Origin of the sequence: Klebsiella sp. K4, from assembly GCF_014596785.2 — a bacterium.
Classification (GTDB): Bacteria; Pseudomonadota; Gammaproteobacteria; order Enterobacterales; family Enterobacteriaceae; genus Klebsiella; species Klebsiella pneumoniae.
The window spans coordinates 828,168-846,032 of the sequence record NZ_CP115021.1 but is presented as its reverse complement, the minus strand read 5'-3'; the positions used below and the strand labels follow the sequence as shown (position 1 = coordinate 846,032).

Sequence of the window (17,865 nt, the reverse complement as noted above, 5' to 3'; positions counted from 1 at the left end):
CTGCTGTCGCACATTCTGACAATATTCTCCCCCTTGCCTTCCTTGTGAGCGGATTACACTTACGGCTTAGCCACCGTGAGGAGAGTTCTTATGTCCAGTGTCACCTTATCCGGTCGCGGCACGCTCGGCGATCGCCAGGTCTATCGCTTAGGTTACGGCGCGATGCAGCTGGCCGGCCCCGGTGTTTTCGGCCCGCCCAAAGATCCTGAAGAAGCGGTGCGCGTACTACAGGCCGCCGTCGAGGCCGGGATAAACCATATCGATACCTCTGATTTCTACGGTCCACATGTCACCAATCAGTTGATCCGCAAAGCGCTCCACCCCTACCCTGACGATCTGTGCATTGTCACCAAGGTCAGCGCCCGCCGTGACGAGAAAGGCAACTGGCTACCGGCCATGTCGCCCACTGAACTGACCCAGGCCGTTGAAGACAATTTGCGTCACCTGGGGCTCGAGGTACTGGAAGTGGTTAATCTGCGCAGTATGCTGAGCCCGCACGGCCCGGTGGAGGGTTCGCTGGAGGCGCCACTCGCCACCCTGCTGGAACTGAAAGAGCGAGGATTAATCCGCCATATCGGCCTCAGCAACGTGACGGCAAAGCAGGTCGCGGATGCGCAGAAAATGACGCCCATCGTCTGCGTGCAAAACCTTTATAACGTTGCCCATCGCGCCGACGACGCGCTGGTGGATGCGCTGGCCGCCCAGCACATCGCCTGGGTGCCCTTTTTCCCGCTGGGCGGTTTTACGCCGTTGCAGGCGCAGGAGCTGAACGAGGTCGCGGCTTCGCTTGAGGCGACGCCGATGCAGGTCGCCCTCGCCTGGCTGCTCCAGCGAGCGCCAAATATTCTGCTGATCCCCGGCACCTCCTCCCGCACGCACCTCGCGGAAAATATTGCCGCTGCCGAGCTGGTCCTGCCCGCGGAAGCGCTGCGCACCCTCGATAATATCGCCACCGCCGCGCGCCGCTGACCTGCCAGACAAAATGGAGGGAACCCTATCCCTCCTCAATATTTGCCTGGAAAAACCTCACCGCTACTGGCACTATAGATCCTACAAATGGGGCGTGATCGACGATCGTTCTCTCATTATCCCCGTTAATTAAACTTAAGTTTTTATCCTTCGACCGGTCTCCAGCTTGGAGGCCGTTGTCGTTTTTGTCATGACCAAAATTCGAAACTCTTGATTACAGGAAATACAATATCAAATTCCAAGTTTATACATATCAATCTGGCTGCAAAGATAGTCAATAACATCAAACGCTCATAAAAACATCTGATTAACCCAATCAGAATGTTGCTATTGCTATAAGAAAAATCAAACGCCTCACGACAACTATTTACAAGGGATGCATATGACAGAGGGAACGATAAAGACCAGTAAGTATGAAATTATTGCTATTTTCAGAGAGGAGTTGCGCAAACGTACTGAAATTGAAATATTTTTTAACAACACCAGTATCATAACCCAACTGACGCGCGTGGACTTTGCCGAGTTTCATATTCAGACCCATCGCAAAATCCCGTCCGGGCATAAAATTCGCTTTCTCCTGCATAGCGATTCAGGGAAAATAGAGTTTAATGCGGCCCTGACAAAACATGACAATAGCGGTGTCGATAAAGGTATCCGCTACGCTTTTTCATTGCCTGAATGCCTGCAGGTAGTGCAGCGTCGCCGCGATCCCCGCTTTCGTTTACGCCATGAGCATGACTTTTATTGCCGCGGCCGCCATAAAAACGGCGAAAACTATCTTTTCGATATCAAAGACATTTCAGATGGCGGTTGCGCATTGATGACCAAAACGCCGAATCTTAAATTCCTCAGCCACAACGCCTTACTGAAAAACGCCGTACTTATGCTTGCAGAATATGGCGAGATCACCATCGACCTGGTGGTCAAAAATGTCATTGTTATCACCCTGGATAACGCTAATGAAGAGAGTGAGAGCTACTATCAGATATCCTGCCAGTTTAAGTTCCGCCATCTCGATGACCAGCGCAGAATAGAGAAGATACTGCTGGACCTGATCTTAGAAGCCAAGCGCAAAAAGAGAATCTGACAACCTTGGACAGTATATTGCTGTACACCAATGACAATCTCATTGGTCACTCAATCTATCACTACCTTATTGATAGCCATGAAAATGCCACCCGTCTGAGTTATGCCGATGTCATCCATGAGAAACATCTGCCACTGGCCCAGACGATTATTTTCAATTTAATTAATAAGGATATTTCTGCCATCAGAATCGTCGATCTGCTGAATGCGCTCCGCCTTTCCCTGCTGCGCTGCCAGCAGCCGGTGCTAATGGTGAAAAGCGACATTGTCGGGCTGTGCAGAGAGTTGATAAACTTTGACAACGCTATGATTATTAGTGAGAAATCTCCGCTAACTCTTTTTTCATCTATCGTCCAGCGCGCCAAAGGCGTCAGCGAACTGCCGCCGCGAGGATTGCGCAAACAGCTTTCACCACGGGAGTGTCAGATCCTCGAACTGCTCATTGCCAACAATAATAATAAGCGTATTGCCGCCCTGCTCGGCATTGCTCATAAAACGGTTCATAGCCACCGCATCCATATCATGCAAAAACTGGGTATTGATAATTCCCGCACTATGAATCAGCGTATTGCCGCTCTCCATCAATGCTAAATGTTCTCCCGGTAAATCAGTAGCGGATAAAGCGTACTTATTCGCTGTTGATTTACATTTCCCGCCATTCCCATTAATCATCAGGTAGCCTATAATTAATGTATCCTCTGCCTATTGTCTGACTAACCTCGTGAAGAGGGATAATGAACACTAAAATATTCGAAGACAACATTTTATCTCGTAATGATATCGCTGTACGCTACGTCTTTCAGAAAATGTTTTCCCCACAAGGTACTCTGGTCGCGGTGGAATGCTTAAGCCGCTTTGATAATCTTTCTATTTCCCCCGAAGATTTTTTCCGCCATGCTACCGCCGCCGTTCGTGAACGTATTTTTCTCGAACAACTGGCACTGATTGAAAAGCATAAAGCCTGGTTTTTACGTAACCATATTTCCGCAACAATTAACGTTGATGACCATATCCTTAACCTGTTGCGCCAGAAGGATATAAAAGCCAAAATCGCCGCCCTGACCTGCGTCCATTTCGAGGTAACCGAAAACGCCGAGAATCTGCTGCATAATTCTCTTGCCGCCTGGCAGAGCCCACAGGATACCTCACTGTGGCTCGACGACTTCGGCTCCGGCTACGCGGGAATTAACGCTATTCGCGGTTATCACTTTGACTATGTGAAAATTGATAAGGATTTTTTCTGGCACCTGATGCGCAAAGAGTCCGGCCGCCAGCTGATGGATGCGCTGGTGACCTTTTTATCGCGCAACCATCATAATGTGATTATTGAAGGTGTCGAAAGCGAAGCCCATAAAGAATGGCTGCAGGGAATGGAGTGGTTTGCTATCCAGGGACATTACTGGCGGGAAGTCAGTATTGAACAACTGGTCGCCGATGATATTGCCATGTAAAAAAAGCCGGGAATTCCCGGCTTTTTAACGTCACTTAATTATAAACTAATTCCCACGTTGCCCAGCTGGTAATCGGCCCGCTGGTGGCGCTTTTCGGCGTTGGCGAAACATAGCCAACGTAATAGGTGAACAGGCCGCCGCTGACCGCGCTTTCCTGCAAACGCACCTGATTTTGCTGCGGGTCCGCCGGGACAATTTTATTACTCTTATCCAGCGTATTATTATCGTTAGTCGATAGCGCCAGATAAATATTCTGCGCTCCATCCGGCAAGGTATTGGCCAGATACCCGGCGTTTTCGTTACCGACCGCCGTCAGTAAAAAACCATCGACCCAGCGCACGCTGACCCGACGCACCTCATCCTGCGAGGCTGCCCCACCATCATGGCGCAGCTGGCAGTTTGACAGTGCCAGGGTAAACGGCTGCGGTTTCATAAACGCCCCGGCCCCGCGATCGTGGACTTCCGCCAGGCTGACCGGCGCCAGCCAGACATTACCGCTGCCGGCATGCTGGCCGCCGTTTAGCGCGACGCTACAGGAAATATCCGTCACCCGCCCGGCAAAATCGACCCGTCCGCGATCGTAATTGGTCTCAAAACCCCACGCCGAGGGGGCGGCGAGGCTGCCGCAAAATAGCAGCCACGCGATAGTGTTTTTCGGCAATCCCTTCATTCCCCCTCCCGTATTAATCGTACGTCAGGTTAAAGATCATATGCGACTCCACCTCGCCGGTGCTGGTCGTCGGGCCATACTGATAAAAACGCGCGTGCAGCGGTATGGTGATGTAGCGGGTCTCCTGATTATTCAAGCGGCCGACGGTGTATTTCTTATTAAACTGCAGCGGGGAGCCATCCTTCAGCACCTGGATGCCAATGCCTTTCGCCATCCCGCTGCCGGCTTTTTCATTCAGCAAGGCGCCCATGGTAGCGGTAGTGCTGGTGGCCAGGGTACCGGAGAACGAGGTGCTAATGTTGGCATATCCCGTTTCACTCAGGCCGCCGCTGCACTGCAGGTCGATATTAAAATCCTTCCCGCCGGCGGTGGTGCCGACCCCTTTCAGGTCGGTGCGCCGGATGGAACCCACATCGACATTCATATTTTTCCCGCTCAGCACCGAACAGGAGGGCGAGACCACGGTGATGGCGTTGGCGCTCAGATAGGTTTCGAGGATCGGGTTACCGCCGCTCTCCCAGTCGTAGGAGGTGTACTTACCCGCCGCCAGGGTGCCGCTGCCGGTGGTTGCCGCGGTTTTGATAATCTCCAGCGTAAAGCGCGACCCTTCGAGGGAATAGTTGGTGGTGTTATATACCCGGGACGAAAAGACGTCGGGATAGACGATATTTACCGTTGCGCCGCCGCGGCTGAAACGCATGCCGATTCCCGGCACGTTGGTGGAGTAGATTTTATTTCCAAGGTCCGTGGCCCCTGGCGACACGATCTTCGCCGCAAAGCGGTTGGTGCCGGAAGTACAGCGATAGCTTGCCCCGCCGGGAGCGCTCATCGTCCAGTCGCGGGTAAGGATCACCGAGCCCACCGGCAGATCCGGGGGCACCACCACCCTGCCCACCACCATGTCCAGCATCACCGTTGGCGATGAGAGACGCGTACAGGAGGCCCAGGACGAGGTGGTTCCCAGCGCCATTAAGACGATAAAAAGCGTTAGTAATTTCCTCAGCGACATACGCTATCCTTTGTTGTTTGCTGTCCCAGATCCACCGAACACTGCCCGCCGCTCCACTTCACAATCGCGCGTTTGGCGTTCGCATCGCTGATAAACATCATGCTGCCCTGGCCGACAACGCCGATCTCCTTGCCGTCGGGGGAGAAAATACTTGCCGCAAACGGCAACGGCTCGTGGTTCGCCTGGCGCGCCTGAAGGGTGAGGTTGTTCTGCACCTTAGTGCCGAACGCGACCTTAACCACGCTGCCTTCCCACGGCACAACCTGCGCCACGGTGCGATCGAAGGCCACGTCGTCATGGCTGCCTTTCGGGTCGATTTCCACGGCGTTAATCCGGTACGGGCGCAGATACGGCAGGATGGCGTAACCATTGCTGTCCACACGGGTGCCCGGCGATCCCGGAAGCATCGCCCCGGCCGCGTCTTTGGCTTCAATCAGGGCCATCGTCGAGCCGCTTTCCGGTGAGAGCACCACGCCGCCGCTGTGGGCGATCATCGTCCCGCTGGCGCCAATGCCGCTCTGACGATAGCCTTCGCCCTGGCTGTAGCTGCCGTTGAGGGTGGTCCATGGCGTACGGTAGCTGCCGTTGAGCGCCACATCATGCTGACCGCCGGTGGCGGTGGTGGTCGACACGCCGTAGTTAAGGTTGTTTTCACTGTCCAGCGAACCGTTGATACCAATCTGCGAGCTGGCAAAGCGCGAGTTATTGAACGAGGTGTTCGACGTCAGGTTGGCGGTGCGGTTATCGCCAAACCACAGCGGGTAGCTGAAGTTGAGTGAAATACGATCGTCGCGACGATGACCGGAGCTGTCTGGCGTATAGACGCGCTGCGCGCTCGCCGACCAGGAGAGACGACCAAATGAATTGTTGTAGCTGACCTGATACTGCTTCTCGGTCCCGGAGCGGTTCCAGTAATCGGAGATACGGCCGCTGAGATAAAACCCGCCCCAGCCGTCCGGCAGGTTCTGGTTCACCGTGAAGGTCATGCCGTTTTTTTGCCGCCACAGGGTGTAGTTGCTGCGACTATTTTTTTCCTGATCGACGGCGTACAGCGCGTCGTTGAGGTTGTAATAACCTTTCGTCGAGTAGCGATACGCCGCCAACACGATGCTGGTCTGGGTATCGGTAAACATGCGGTTAAAGGTCGCGCGATAGCTCTGACCCGAGTCATCATGGGCATCGCTCTTCAACCGCGAATGGGTGACGTCAAAAGAGAGCGCGCCGATGCCGGTGTTCATCCCGGTCCCCACCAGGAAGGCCTGATAGTCGTCAAAACCGGTGACCCCGGTGTAGCCGGTCAACAGGTTGTTGATCCCGTGCTGCCAGGTCGCCTGATAGAGCATCGGCTTGTTGCGCAGCGCGCTGTCGTCCACTTTACCGGCGGAGAGCGCGTAGCGGGTCATGCCCGGGCGCAGCAGCTGGGCGACGGAAGCGTAAGGCACGCTAAACACTTCTACCGAGCCATCCGCTTCTTTCACCGAGACCTCAAGATCGCTGCCATAGCCGGAAGGATAGACATCCTGCAGGGTAAACGGTCCGGGCGGAACGGTGGTCTGATAGATAATATTGCTGCCCTGACGCACGGTGACGAGGGCGTTGCTCTGCGCCACGCCGCGAATTTCCGGAGCATACGAGCGCATGCCGTCCGGGAACATATTGTCATCGGTGGAAAGATTAACCCCGCGCAGACCGATGGTGTCGAAAAATTCACCATTGGTGAAAATCTGCCCGCCGCTGACGATGGAGTTGAGCTGTGGGATAGGGCGCTGGAGATAGGTCTGGTTGCTGTTCCAGTGCGCTTTACCCTGCTGCTGCTGCCAGTTCAGGTTGCCGATGTGCTTCAGCAGCCAGCCGTCCCACGACAGTCCGGCGTTGACGCCCAGATAGGCGCTGCTGTTATCCGACCCGCCCACCGAAGAGGTATGGCTGTTCCAGGCGTTCGCCATCCAGCCAAGATTGAGCGCGGTAATACCTTTGTCCCAGAACTCCGGGCTGACATAGTTTTTCAGGCGTTGATCTTCATAGATCTGCGGTACCGAAATGTTCAACCGCAGGGAGGACTGGACCAGGTTGTCTTTGACGTTTTCTTCGTTGCGCCAGGATTTGAGGCTACCGCAGTAGCCCTCCTGCTCGCTCAGCTGCGGATTGAGCTTTTCCGCCGCGATGCCATATTGGGCCAGCATCGCTTTGGTGTAGCAGACGCCCAGCCGACCATCTTTATCGCGCGCGATGCGTAAATCGTAGCGCCCTTTCCACTCGTCGTTGGTGTAGACGTCAAGGGAGTAAGTGCCTTCGGTAATCGCGCTGGTCGAAAAGCGCGACAGATCGACCTTTTCGCGACTGCCGACAATAAAGCCGTCGTTAAACTGATATACCGTTCCCGGGTTTTCCTGTCCGCTGGAAAATGGCGGAAAGCAGCACAGCGCGATGGCGATCGCGGTGCTTAATCTTCCCGGGCAGAATGACCTCTGCTTCATTAGCTTTTCCCTTATTTAACGGCCACTTTCACTGCGACATCGGCGCCATAGTCATTAATGTTGTTAACGGTCAGGGTTTCGCCGCGGTTGACGGCGGAGGAGAGCGCCACCGTCTGGCTGGACTGCGGCGCCAGCATCACGGTTTTACTGTTCAGGGCTTTACCGCCGTCGCGGGAAATACGGCTGACGGTAATGTAGAACGGCGTCGGGTTGTTGATGGCGAGACTACTGCCGCTGGCGGTCAGGGTCAGCTTCTCGGCCGCCGCATCGCGGTTGCCCAGTCCGGCAGGACGATAAATAAATTTAAAGCGCGAACGGATCGCCAGCTGCAGCACGTTCTGGCCTTCATTTTTCTGATTGGCCACCACCGGCGGAATTTCCAGCAGATTCAGCCACCACAGCGTCTCTTTATCTTTCGCCAGACCGGCGCTGCTGCCGAGCTTAATACGCAGCGTCTGGCCGCTCTTGGCGTCAACGCGCGAAATCGGCGGGGTGATAATAAACGGGGTGGTAATGGTATCCGGTGTGGCATCGGCATCGCCGTTATCCAGCCAGGCCTGCGCCAGCGCCGGACGGTCGGCGTTATTTGAAAGCTGTACCGTTATTTCTTTTTCATTTCCTGGATAAATAAAGCGGGTACCGTTAACAATAATATTGTTGGCATGGGCCGCAAAACTAAAAATGAAACAGAAAAAAAGGGCAATACGCTTCATGCTGACCTCAGAATAAAAATACAAGCGGCGGACATTGCCGCTTTATTATTGTTATTAACTGCCCCATCGCGGGGCAGTTTTATTTTCTGACGGAATTACTGGTAAGTAATTTCGTAAGTCGCGTAGCTGTTAACCACACCGGTGGTTACCGTGGTCGGCGCGCTGGTGGCGTAGCCTACGTAGTAGGTGAAACGCGCGCCATCAGCTACAGCGGAAGCGTCGCCTTTCGCTTTCGGCTGAGTGCTGTCACCCGGGATGATTTTGTTGGTCAGCGCGGTAGCGTTGTCAGTAGACAGCACCAGCTGGATGTTCTGAGCACCGGAAGCTTCGGTGTTCGCCAGGTAGCCCTGTTGTTTGCTGGTTGCGCCAGCCAGCAGGTTACCGCCGGTCCAGTTCACGCCCAGTTTGCTTACGTCATCCTGTTTAGTGCCATCAGCAGCCTGGCAGTTAGAGACGTCAATGGTGAAAGATTTCGGTTTCAGGTAAGTATCCGCTGCTGCCGCTTTAACTTCAGTCAGGGTTACCGGAGACAGGTAAACGTTCGCATCGCTGCCCTGGCCGTTAACGGAAACAGTACAGGATACATCGGTAACTTTACCGAAAAAATTAACCTGGCCGCCGCCAACATTGGTATCAGCTGCATGGGCAGCAGTCATGCCAAAAAACGCGGTTGCCATTGCTGCAGAGAGAAGAACCTTTTTCATTGCCATTTCCTTGTCAGAGTGAATTACGAATCAATGAGCACACTGTGAATTCGCATAGAACCAGAAACATCAGGCGATGCTGATTTATGCCACTGCTAATAGAATCTTCGACTGACCGGGAGCCGCAATATTTAAGGCGTCAGGTAACGAACCTAAAAATATAAGTTCGCTGGTGCTATCGGCGTCAAAGAATGCTATTTATTCGCCGACAAATATACATTTGTTCACGTTTCATTAAGTTATATAACAGATAACCATCGACTATTAATAAACAGTCATTGATAGATGAAAACGCGAGGGTGGTTGTTTACAGCGCAGCAAGCCTAACGCCAGAGCGAGAGAAAGTGACCGCAACAGCATGCAGAAAAAGCCCTTGGAAGGCCATCGCGATAAGTCTGAATCTGCCTTTGCGGTGGTGAAAACAGCACCAAACCATTCACACAACGAATGGTGAAAGCATGAATGAGGCGCATTCCTCTCCCTGAACAAGGGCAGCCCATGTGATACCCCCTTTCAGAAAAGAATCATTAATCCATTGTTTTTAAACTAAAAAATAGATAAACGATCATGTTTACGCCATCAAACCGCCATAAAAATGTGATCTAAATCGCACTTTTTGCCACGCGCGTTATAGTTAGCAGGCTTATTATAAGTCCATCGAAAGCAAACATGCTTTCCACCATAAAAGTTAAAAGGACAAACACCATGAAAAACGTAAAATTACTCGCCGCTGCCGGTATGCTCTCCCTGGTCTCTTTCGCTAGCTTCGCTCATCCGGTGAGCGTGACAGCAGACACCCTGGACAGCGCAGAAGCGAAAATCGCAACCATTGCGAAAGAACAAGGCGCTTCCTATCACATTACCGAAGCGTACACCGGCAACCAGGTCCATATGACCGCCGAGCTGTCTAAATAAGCGAATGGTTGCAGAGGGAGCTGCCGGACAGGCCGCCTGCGGGTGGCTGGTCTGGCTCCCGCCGCCCACCCCGCACGCAGCAATGTCGAGCCCCGTTACGGGGCTTTTTTCGTTTTTGCTCCCGCCGCCTGACGCGCCAGCGCGCGCTGGATAGACATCACGCTCGCCAGCACCACGATCAATCCCATCAGCGCCATCCCCTGGATCTTTTGTCCGAGGAATATCCATCCCAGTACCACGGCGGTCACCGGGCTCAGCAGACTCATCGCCGACACGGCCACCGGTGAGAGGCGGCCAATCCCCCGAAACCACAGGCCATAGGCCAGCATGGCGCCCGCCAGGCACAGCCACAGATAGCCGGCCGCCTGCAGCACTGTTACCTGATGCAAAGGAGGGTCAACGATCAGCGCCACCGGGGCCAGCACCACCCCACCGATCGTCAGCTGCCAGCCGGTCAGCGCGACGATCGGCAGGGAGAGCGCCCAGCGCCGGGAGAGCCAGGTGCCCAGCGCCATACTGATCGCCCCGAGAAACGCCGCGCCGATGCCCAGCGGGTCGAGGACGGTGTGCGGCGACAGCAGCAGCATGGCCATACCGAGTATGCCGGCGATGGCGGAGAACACCGCCAGCCAGGGCGAGCGCTGCCGGTCGACACACCAGGCGAGGAGCATCACCAGCAGCGGCTGGATCGCGCCGATCACCGCCGCCAGCCCGCCGGGTAAGCGATAGGCGGCGATAAACAACAGCGCCTGAAACGCGCCGATATTTAAGATGCCGGTAACGATCAGCTTTGCCCATTCGCCGCGTTGCGGAAAACGACGGCTCCAGATCAGCAGGGCGATACCTGCCGGCAGCACCCTCAGCAGCGCAGCAATAAATGGGCGGTCAGGGGGAAGAAACTGGGAGGTGACGATGTAGGTCGTCCCCCAGATAGCGGGCGCCAGCGCGGTGAGCAGCAGGTCGAGAATCAGATTACGTGAGAGAAAAGCCATGATTTTATCTTCACTTCAAGGTAAATTAGTGAGTGAAGTATGTACCGCCAAATATCTTGATATCAAGACAAGTGAGCACTAATGGACAAATCACCGCCGATCGACGCCGTGGATCGCATCCTCGCCCAGTGGCAGCGGGAACGGCCAGACCTCGACTGCAGCCCCATGGGGCCGATAGGTCGCCTGAAACGATGCGCTATGCTGCTGGAGCCGCAGGTGGAAGTGGCCTTTACGCGCCACGATCTGGTGCGCTGGGAGTTTGACATGCTGGCGACGCTGCGGCGCGCCGGAGCGCCTTTCGTACTTTCGCCCACCCAGCTCTTCTCCACGCTGATGATTACCTCCGGCACCATGACCCATCGTCTGAAGGCGCTGGAGAAACGCGGGTTTATTACCCGCCTGCCCAATCCGGAGGATGCCCGCAGTATGCTGGTCGCCCTGACTTCCGCCGGACGCGAACGGATCGATGCCGCAGTGGAAACCCACGTCGACAACGAACGGCAACTGCTGGCAGGACTCAGTGACGGTGAACGCCAGCAGTTGGATCAGGCGCTGCGGGTGTTGATGCGACTGCTGGAAACGGGCTAACAGCCAGCGGCGATAAAGTCGCCGTTGGCGCTGATCGGCACCACGCTGAAAAACAATCCCACGGCAAAGAGGATCAGCGCCAGACCGCCGAGGATCTTCACCAACGGTACCAGCCAGGGCCGCGGGCGGTGATTCGTGACCAATCGTTTGACCGTCCGATGGCGCGCATAGTGAACCAGCAGCGACAGACCGAGGATCGAGAGCGCGGTGCCCAGCGCCATGCTCATCACCGCGGCGATGCCCCAGCTAACAATCCCCAGCGCGTTGGCGAATAATAAAATCATGATCGCCCCGCTACAGGGCCGAACGCCGATAGCCAGCACCACGCCAAGGCGCGTCTTCCAGTCAGCGCCCTGCAGATCCTGCCCCACGCCGTGATGGCCGCAGCCGCACGAGGCGTCATGCTGATGCGCTGGCGTCAGACGGCGAATCACCTGTTTTGCCGGCCACAGGCTTTGCAGAGCGCGAAAGATAACATAAGCCCCAAAGACGCCGATGGTCAGGGCGCTGATCTTCTCGACGTACCAGCGGCTGGCGCTAAGATCGCCGGCGGCCAGATTCAGCCCCACCGCAAGAATAAAGACGAAGAGTATCGCAGTGACGCCCTGCAACAGGCTGCCGAGAAAGGGCACCACCCGCGCCGCCGTCAGGCTCTCCTGATTGGTGCTCAGGTAGGTCGTCACGATAAATTTACCGTGTCCCGGTCCGACGGCGTGCAGCACGCCATAGAGAAAGGCCCCCACCAGCAGCCAGATACCGCCGCTGTACTGATGGTTATTCAGCAACAGAAGGTACATCACCAGATAGCGATGCAGGGTAATTTGGGTGGCGAGACACCACTGGAGAAAGTCACCCCAGTGGCTGTGCAAGGTGATAGCGGCGGCCAGCAGTAGAAGGCCGCCGCACCCGGCCGCCAGCAGGCGCCAGTCGCGGAGCGCAATCGGAGTCGTCATCGTTATACCATTGTAGTAAACGTAAACCGCCTGACAGCAACTTTACGACAGGCGAGCGAAGGCGTCAGCGCTGAAGGGTGAGGAATTTGTCGAAGCTGTTCACGGGATTGTTCGTAGTCACCAGGCTCCGCATTATCTACCGATCGCTATCTTCCCGACACCGTATTAGCGCAGAATGCCTCAATATCTTGAGCATACCACAGCTATATCTTTTTATGCGTTATTGGTTACCAATACCTTTTAACAGGAATAATTACTCAAAAAATCACAGATAAAAATAAATAAGTTATTTCTTGGCGAGCATTTTTTGTCAGTTATTATGCTGCGCTTCCGGCAAGAATATTCTTTAACTGCTATTTATTGTACTCTTCAGCAGGATCACTTCCATGAAAAGAGGCTTACTTACCCTGGTTACCGCTGCCATCGCTTTCCGTACAGGCCACCTGGCGCAGCGACAAGCGCCAGGAGGCACGTGACGAAAAGTGGTGAACCGGCAGGCTTCGGCGTATCCTGGATGTGAGTCCTTCCCGCGCCGAAGCGAGCATTCCAACCCGCCGCCAGACCGTGTCGCAATACTTACCTGTCCTCTACTACCTCCCATTGATATCTTCCTGTATACGTTGACCGTGACGAGTTTTCATCTCATTCAACCGCATGTACCAGATTAAGCTTACCCGTTGAAATACGGCGTAATGTGCTCTATTACAGACAATGCTATTATCACCAGGCTTTTTGCAGTATGGTTTAATCACTGTTGTAGTTTTGCAGTGAATGCTATCCAGACGACTTAAGGTTGTATTTTGTCTGAGAAATTTCTCATGCCATTCCCGAAGGTTGTCGGCGAGGGAGGCTGGTTTACTGGGGTGACATTGCCCAGTAGACAGGCAATCAATCATGACGGCATTGATAGCCGCCTTGCCGTGGCCGGAAGCCCAAGCCTTCATCATCATGCGGGTATCATCAAGAGGATCAGGGATGTACAGGACGTGGAAACCCCCAGGAAAGATTCATCAGTTCAGCCAGCTCACCCTTTCTTTATCCTTCAGATCGCGGCCTCTTATCGTTAGCAATGGAGCTAGCCCATGATACCGCTCGCGCTCGTAGCAAATTAAAACGTTATCACCACGCTGTTTCAAAATAAAAAGGCAGTCAAATTTAACAATGACCTGACGCAGGCTCGGAAAACCAAAAATATGCCTGCAATAAAAGGGAAAACCATGACGAATAACGCCGACATAAAAAAAAGGAACTTCCTGACTCAGAATGAAATTGAGTCTTTACTTAAAGCGGCCGATACCGGTCCTTATGCTGCACGTAATTATTGCCTGACGTTACTGTGCTTCATCCATGGTCTGCGCGCCAGCGAGATCTGTCGTCTACGAATATCGGATATCGACCTTGCTGCCCGATGTGTTTACATCCATCGGCTTAAAAAAGGGTTTTCGACTACCCACCCGTTGCTGGATAAAGAGATCTACGCCCTAAAGCGCTGGCTGGCCATTCGCAGCAGCTGGCCGCAGGCCGCCAGCGAATGGCTGTTTCTCTCCCGCAAAGGTAATCCCCTTTCCCGCCAACAGTTTTATCAGATTATCGCGTCCTCAGGGGGACTGGCGGGGCTGCCACTGGAGATCCACCCGCACATGCTGCGGCACTCCTGTGGCTTTGCGTTGGCGAATATGGGGATCGATACCCGCTTGATTCAGGATTATCTCGGGCATCGCAATATCCGCCACACCGTCTGGTATACCGCCAGCAATGCGGGACGCTTCTATGGCATCTGGGACAATCCCCGTGACAAACAGCGATCGTCGCTGATCCAATAGCCTTGACGCCATGGATGGCGTTGTATCGCGAGCGGTCGACAAATTAAAATATTCATGATTATTAACCCTGCGTTAATTAGGATCACTGTTCCCACAAGTTCTTATTTAATACTTATGACTGAGAGTTAATATAACCCTGCGTTTACTCAGGAATAAGACTGGGTATTTATTGGTGGGAAAAAATTTCCGCGGCTGTGTTTTTAATAACGGCTGGTAGTGAAAAATATCCTTTCATTTTATATACCTGGCGGCAACCCGCGCAGATACTATTGAGCCGATGATTAAAATCTTTAAAATTAAGAATTATCACCCGACGATATTTTTAGCGTCTGGCAATGTAATATGTTATCAATTCGTGATTAATCATCTTCACCCTGTACCGTTTTAGCATTACAGAACCTTTCTCGTCATGGCGTATGGTTTCGCTGTGACGGTCATTCATACCTATTTTCAGGAGCAACTATTGTGAACCGACGTCGTTTTCTAACCGCCAAAGAAGTTCAGGCCATGATGCAGGCTGCTCGTCAGGGCCCTACCGGCGAACGGGATTACTGCCTCATTCTGCTGGCCTTTCGCCATGGCATGCGCATTAGCGAACTGCTGGATCTGCATTATCACGATCTGGATCTCCATGAAGGGCGGGTTAATGTGCGGCGATTAAAGAATGGTTTTTCGACGATTCATCCACTGCGTTTTGATGAGCGCGAGGCGATTGAGCGCTGGAGTCTGGTCCGTGCCGGCTGGAAAGCGGCGGACAAAACGGACGCACTGTTTATCTCCCGCCGCGGCACCGCGCTCTCCCGCCAGCAGGCGTATCGTATTATTCGCTCCGCCGGGGAAAATGCGGGTACCGTCACGCACACTCACCCCCATATGCTGCGTCACGCCTGCGGCTATGAACTGGCGGAAAGAGGGACAGATACGCGTTTGATACAGGATTATCTAGGACATCGTAATATTCGTCACACAGTACGTTACACCGCCAGTAATGCGGCACGTTTCGCTGGCATCTGGGAAAGAAATAATCTTTTAGAGGAAAAAGACCAGAAGACGAAAAATGAAATAACTGATTGATTTTAAATAATTAAAAAAATAACGAACAGGTCAATTGGGGCCAAACTGTTTATATCATAAAAATGATTTGACATATTTTGCAACTCACTGCGCCATATTTCCGCAAAAAAAATCATATCTCATTGATTATTATCTATTTTTAAACCTTCAATTACTCAATTTTCTCTAACCATATCTCTGCTGCACCGGCGATCCGTCGCCAACTCCATCGCTATTCCTTTCGCACCCCCTCCCACCACACCAGATTATATTACCATAAAAACCAAATTTGGCAGAATTTAAAACCACAGAATACCAGGTTGACACAAAATACAGATCATTTATCCCAACGAGTCAAAATGGCCCCAATTGTCTCATCGGTTGGGCGAAAACTGTGCAGAGCCGGCAGCCGGACCACTCGGCTGAAATCTGAAATGCCTGGAAGGCACAACGGCTGCCAATCCGGTTCGTTATTTCGACATCGTTCAAAGGAAAACAGTATGAAAATCAAAACACTGGCAATGATTGTTGTGTCAGCCCTGTCACTGAGCTCCACGGCAGCTCTGGCCGATACCACCACGGTCAACGGCGGGACCGTGCATTTTAAAGGAGAAGTCGTTAATGCGGCCTGTGCGGTGGATGCCGGCTCTATCGATCAAACCGTTCAGTTAGGCCAGGTGCGTTCCGCGAAACTGGCCACGGCGGGGAGCACCAGTTCGGCCGTCGGTTTCAACATCCAGCTGGATGATTGCGACACTACGGTAGCCACCAAAGCGTCCGTCGCCTTCGCCGGTACGGCCATCGACAGCAGCAATACCACCGTTCTGGCCCTGCAAAACTCTGCCGCCGGCAGCGCAACCAACGTCGGCGTGCAGATCCTCGACAATACCGGTACGCCACTGGCACTGGACGGCGCCACCTTCAGTGCTGCGACCACGCTGAATGACGGCCCCAACATCATCCCGTTCCAGGCACGTTACTACGCGACCGGCGCAGCGACGGCTGGTATAGCGAACGCGGATGCCACGTTCAAAGTGCAGTACGAGTAAGACCCGAGTCAGGCAGGGAAGCTATTCGGGCCAGGAGGGCCCGCTCTCTATTTTCAACCGGAGTGAAACGATGCAGGGAATGAAATCTGGTCTGCTGCTGCTACTGCCTCCGCTGGCGCTGGCCGGTAATCATTTGAACGTCATGCTGCCGGGGGGCAGCATGCGTTTTCAGGGCCTGATAATGGCGAGCTCCTGCCGCGTCGAAGCCGGCGATCGGCAGATGACGGTCAATCTGGGGCAGATCAGCAGTAATCGATTTCATGCTGTCGGCGAAGACAGCAACCCAATCCCTTTCGCGATTCATTTACAGGATTGCAGTACGGCGGTCAGCCAGCATGTGGGTGTGACCTTTCACGGCGTGGCTGATGGAAAAAACCCCGACGTGCTGTCGGTGGGTGAAGGTCCGGGGATCGCCAGTGGGATCGGTATTGCGCTATTCGACAGCCAGGGCCAGCAGCTCCCGCTCAATCGTCCAGCGGATCGCTGGATATCACTCTACCGCGGACCGACGACGCTAAATTTCGTCGCCAAATATCGGGCGACCGGACGCCAGGTCACCGGTGGTGCAGCCAATGCCCAGGCCTGGTTCTCATTGACCTATCAGTAATTAATCCGCAGACAAACAGGACAACACGGTGAGCAGACAAGGAGATAATGTGAGAAAAACGGCAACGATGGCGCATGGCTTACTGGCAGGATGTGTGCTTTTCGCCGCCAGTATCTTTAGCGCCAGCGCGCAGGCGGGCGTTGCGCTTGGCGCGACCCGGGTTATCTACCCGGCGGGACAGAAGCAGGTCCAGCTCGCGGTGACCAATAATGATGAAAACAGTACCTGGCTTATTCAGTCATGGGTGGAAAATGCCGATGGTCAGCGAGACGGCCGGTTTGTCATCACTCCTCCGCTGTTTGCCATGCAGGGTAAAAAAGAGAACACCCTGCGCATTATCGACGCCACCAATAACCAGCTGCCGCAGGATCGGGAAAGTCTGTTCTGGATGAACGTGAAGGCGATCCCTTCGATGGATAAATCAAAGCTCAGCGACAATACCCTGCAGCTGGCGATTATCAGCCGCATCAAGCTCTACTACCGTCCGGGAAAACTGGCCCTGCCTCCGGATCAAGCGGCGGAAAAGCTGACCTTTAGCCGTAGCGGATCGTCGCTGACGCTGACGAACCCCACCCCCTATTACCTGACGGTGACCGAACTGAACGCCGGGACACGCATTCTGGAGAACGCCCTCGTACCGCCGATGGGCAAAACCAGCGTCAAGCTACCCGCGGATGCCGGGAACACCATCACCTATCGCACGATTAATGATTACGGCGCGCTGACGCCGAAAATGAATGGCGTGCTGCGCTAACCCAGAAGCGCCCCGCCGCGCGGGACACGCTGCGCATGACCAGAAGCAATGA

General features: G+C 54.0%; 19 protein-coding genes. 12 read left to right on the top strand and 7 right to left on the bottom strand.

The annotated features are described in order from the left end of the window. The first annotated feature begins 90 nt into the window (after positions 1-90). From IB144_RS04220 to mkrJ, 4 genes are all read left to right on the top strand, one after another. Positions 91-969 carry an aldo/keto reductase family oxidoreductase gene (locus tag IB144_RS04220; RefSeq protein WP_040215691.1) on the top strand — a complete coding sequence of 293 codons (879 nt, stop codon included), beginning with the start codon at positions 91-93 and terminating at the stop codon, positions 967-969. A gap of 382 nt (positions 970-1,351) precedes the next feature. Next, complete coding sequence (gene mrkH, locus IB144_RS04215) at positions 1,352-2,056, top strand: transcriptional activator MrkH (RefSeq protein ID WP_004152886.1); 705 nt, start codon at positions 1,352-1,354, stop codon at positions 2,054-2,056. 17 nt (positions 2,057-2,073) lie between these two features. Continuing rightward, the gene (gene mrkI, locus IB144_RS04210) at positions 2,074-2,646 is read left to right on the top strand and encodes a transcriptional regulator MrkI (RefSeq protein WP_002916079.1); all 573 of its coding nucleotides are present in this window, start codon (positions 2,074-2,076) and stop codon (positions 2,644-2,646) included. Positions 2,647-2,789: 143 nt separating this feature from the next. Then, positions 2,790-3,506 (top strand): phosphodiesterase MrkJ, encoded by a 717-nt coding sequence (gene mkrJ, locus IB144_RS04205; protein WP_004149658.1) that lies wholly within the window; start codon positions 2,790-2,792, stop codon positions 3,504-3,506. Between the two features lie 34 nt (positions 3,507-3,540). Here mkrJ and mrkF read toward each other — a convergent pair whose 3' ends face one another. The 5 genes from mrkF to mrkA all read right to left on the bottom strand — a co-directional run bounded on the left by mrkF (position 3,541) and on the right by mrkA (position 9,079). After that, positions 3,541-4,176 (bottom strand): type 3 fimbria minor subunit MrkF, encoded by a 636-nt coding sequence (gene mrkF / locus IB144_RS04200; RefSeq protein ID WP_002916122.1) that lies wholly within the window; start codon positions 4,174-4,176, stop codon positions 3,541-3,543. Between the two features lie 13 nt (positions 4,177-4,189). Further along, on the bottom strand, positions 4,190-5,185 hold the full coding sequence (gene mrkD / locus IB144_RS04195; RefSeq protein WP_004149659.1) for a type 3 fimbria adhesin subunit MrkD: 996 nt from the start codon (positions 5,183-5,185) through the stop codon (positions 4,190-4,192). After that, positions 5,176-7,662 (bottom strand): type 3 fimbria usher protein MrkC, encoded by a 2,487-nt coding sequence (gene mrkC / locus IB144_RS04190; RefSeq protein WP_000813718.1) that lies wholly within the window; start codon positions 7,660-7,662, stop codon positions 5,176-5,178. Before mrkC ends, mrkD begins: the two co-directional genes overlap by 10 nt. An 11-nt stretch (positions 7,663-7,673) precedes the next feature. Beyond that, on the bottom strand, positions 7,674-8,375 hold the full coding sequence (gene mrkB, locus IB144_RS04185; protein ID WP_000820818.1) for a type 3 fimbria chaperone MrkB: 702 nt from the start codon (positions 8,373-8,375) through the stop codon (positions 7,674-7,676). Between the two features lie 95 nt (positions 8,376-8,470). Beyond that, positions 8,471-9,079: a type 3 fimbria major subunit MrkA gene (gene mrkA, locus IB144_RS04180; RefSeq protein WP_000756959.1), complete on the bottom strand. Its 609-nt coding sequence runs from the start codon at positions 9,077-9,079 to the stop codon at positions 8,471-8,473. 705 nt (positions 9,080-9,784) lie between these two features. On the opposite strand from mrkA, the gene IB144_RS04175 reads away from it, so the two are divergent. Further along, positions 9,785-9,994: a DUF1471 domain-containing protein gene (locus IB144_RS04175; RefSeq protein ID WP_002916131.1), complete on the top strand. Its 210-nt coding sequence runs from the start codon at positions 9,785-9,787 to the stop codon at positions 9,992-9,994. Positions 9,995-10,089: 95 nt separating this feature from the next. On the opposite strand, the gene IB144_RS04170 is transcribed toward IB144_RS04175, so the two are convergent. After that, positions 10,090-10,986 carry an EamA family transporter gene (locus tag IB144_RS04170; RefSeq protein WP_004185514.1) on the bottom strand — a complete coding sequence of 299 codons (897 nt, stop codon included), beginning with the start codon at positions 10,984-10,986 and terminating at the stop codon, positions 10,090-10,092. A gap of 81 nt (positions 10,987-11,067) precedes the next feature. On the opposite strand from IB144_RS04170, the gene IB144_RS04165 reads away from it, so the two are divergent. Beyond that, a complete protein-coding gene (locus tag IB144_RS04165) occupies positions 11,068-11,574 on the top strand; it encodes a MarR family transcriptional regulator (RefSeq protein ID WP_002916184.1) in 507 nt (168 codons plus the stop codon). On the opposite strand, the gene IB144_RS04160 is transcribed toward IB144_RS04165, so the two are convergent. Beyond that, the gene (locus tag IB144_RS04160; RefSeq protein ID WP_016530769.1) at positions 11,571-12,527 is read right to left on the bottom strand and encodes a nickel/cobalt transporter; all 957 of its coding nucleotides are present in this window, start codon (positions 12,525-12,527) and stop codon (positions 11,571-11,573) included. The two genes, IB144_RS04165 and IB144_RS04160, sit on opposite strands and share 4 nt — an antisense overlap. An 818-nt stretch (positions 12,528-13,345) precedes the next feature. Here IB144_RS04160 and IB144_RS04155 point away from each other — a divergent pair. From IB144_RS04155 to IB144_RS04130, 6 genes are all read left to right on the top strand, one after another. Further along, the gene (locus IB144_RS04155; protein ID WP_029497017.1) at positions 13,346-13,594 is read left to right on the top strand and encodes a hypothetical protein; all 249 of its coding nucleotides are present in this window, start codon (positions 13,346-13,348) and stop codon (positions 13,592-13,594) included. 150 nt (positions 13,595-13,744) lie between these two features. Next, positions 13,745-14,350 carry a type 1 fimbria switch DNA invertase FimB gene (gene fimB / locus IB144_RS04150; protein ID WP_004151951.1) on the top strand — a complete coding sequence of 202 codons (606 nt, stop codon included), beginning with the start codon at positions 13,745-13,747 and terminating at the stop codon, positions 14,348-14,350. Between the two features lie 465 nt (positions 14,351-14,815). Then, positions 14,816-15,424, top strand: coding sequence for a type 1 fimbria switch DNA invertase FimE (fimE, locus tag IB144_RS04145; protein ID WP_002916189.1), 609 nt, complete (start codon positions 14,816-14,818; stop codon positions 15,422-15,424). Positions 15,425-15,903: 479 nt separating this feature from the next. Next, a complete protein-coding gene (fimA, locus tag IB144_RS04140) occupies positions 15,904-16,452 on the top strand; it encodes a type 1 fimbrial major subunit FimA (protein WP_002916190.1) in 549 nt (182 codons plus the stop codon). Between the two features lie 70 nt (positions 16,453-16,522). Further along, the gene (locus IB144_RS04135; RefSeq protein WP_040216600.1) at positions 16,523-17,059 is read left to right on the top strand and encodes a fimbrial protein; all 537 of its coding nucleotides are present in this window, start codon (positions 16,523-16,525) and stop codon (positions 17,057-17,059) included. 28 nt (positions 17,060-17,087) lie between these two features. Continuing rightward, positions 17,088-17,813 carry a fimbria/pilus periplasmic chaperone gene (locus tag IB144_RS04130; protein ID WP_004889897.1) on the top strand — a complete coding sequence of 242 codons (726 nt, stop codon included), beginning with the start codon at positions 17,088-17,090 and terminating at the stop codon, positions 17,811-17,813. Positions 17,814-17,865: the final 52 nt, after the last annotated feature.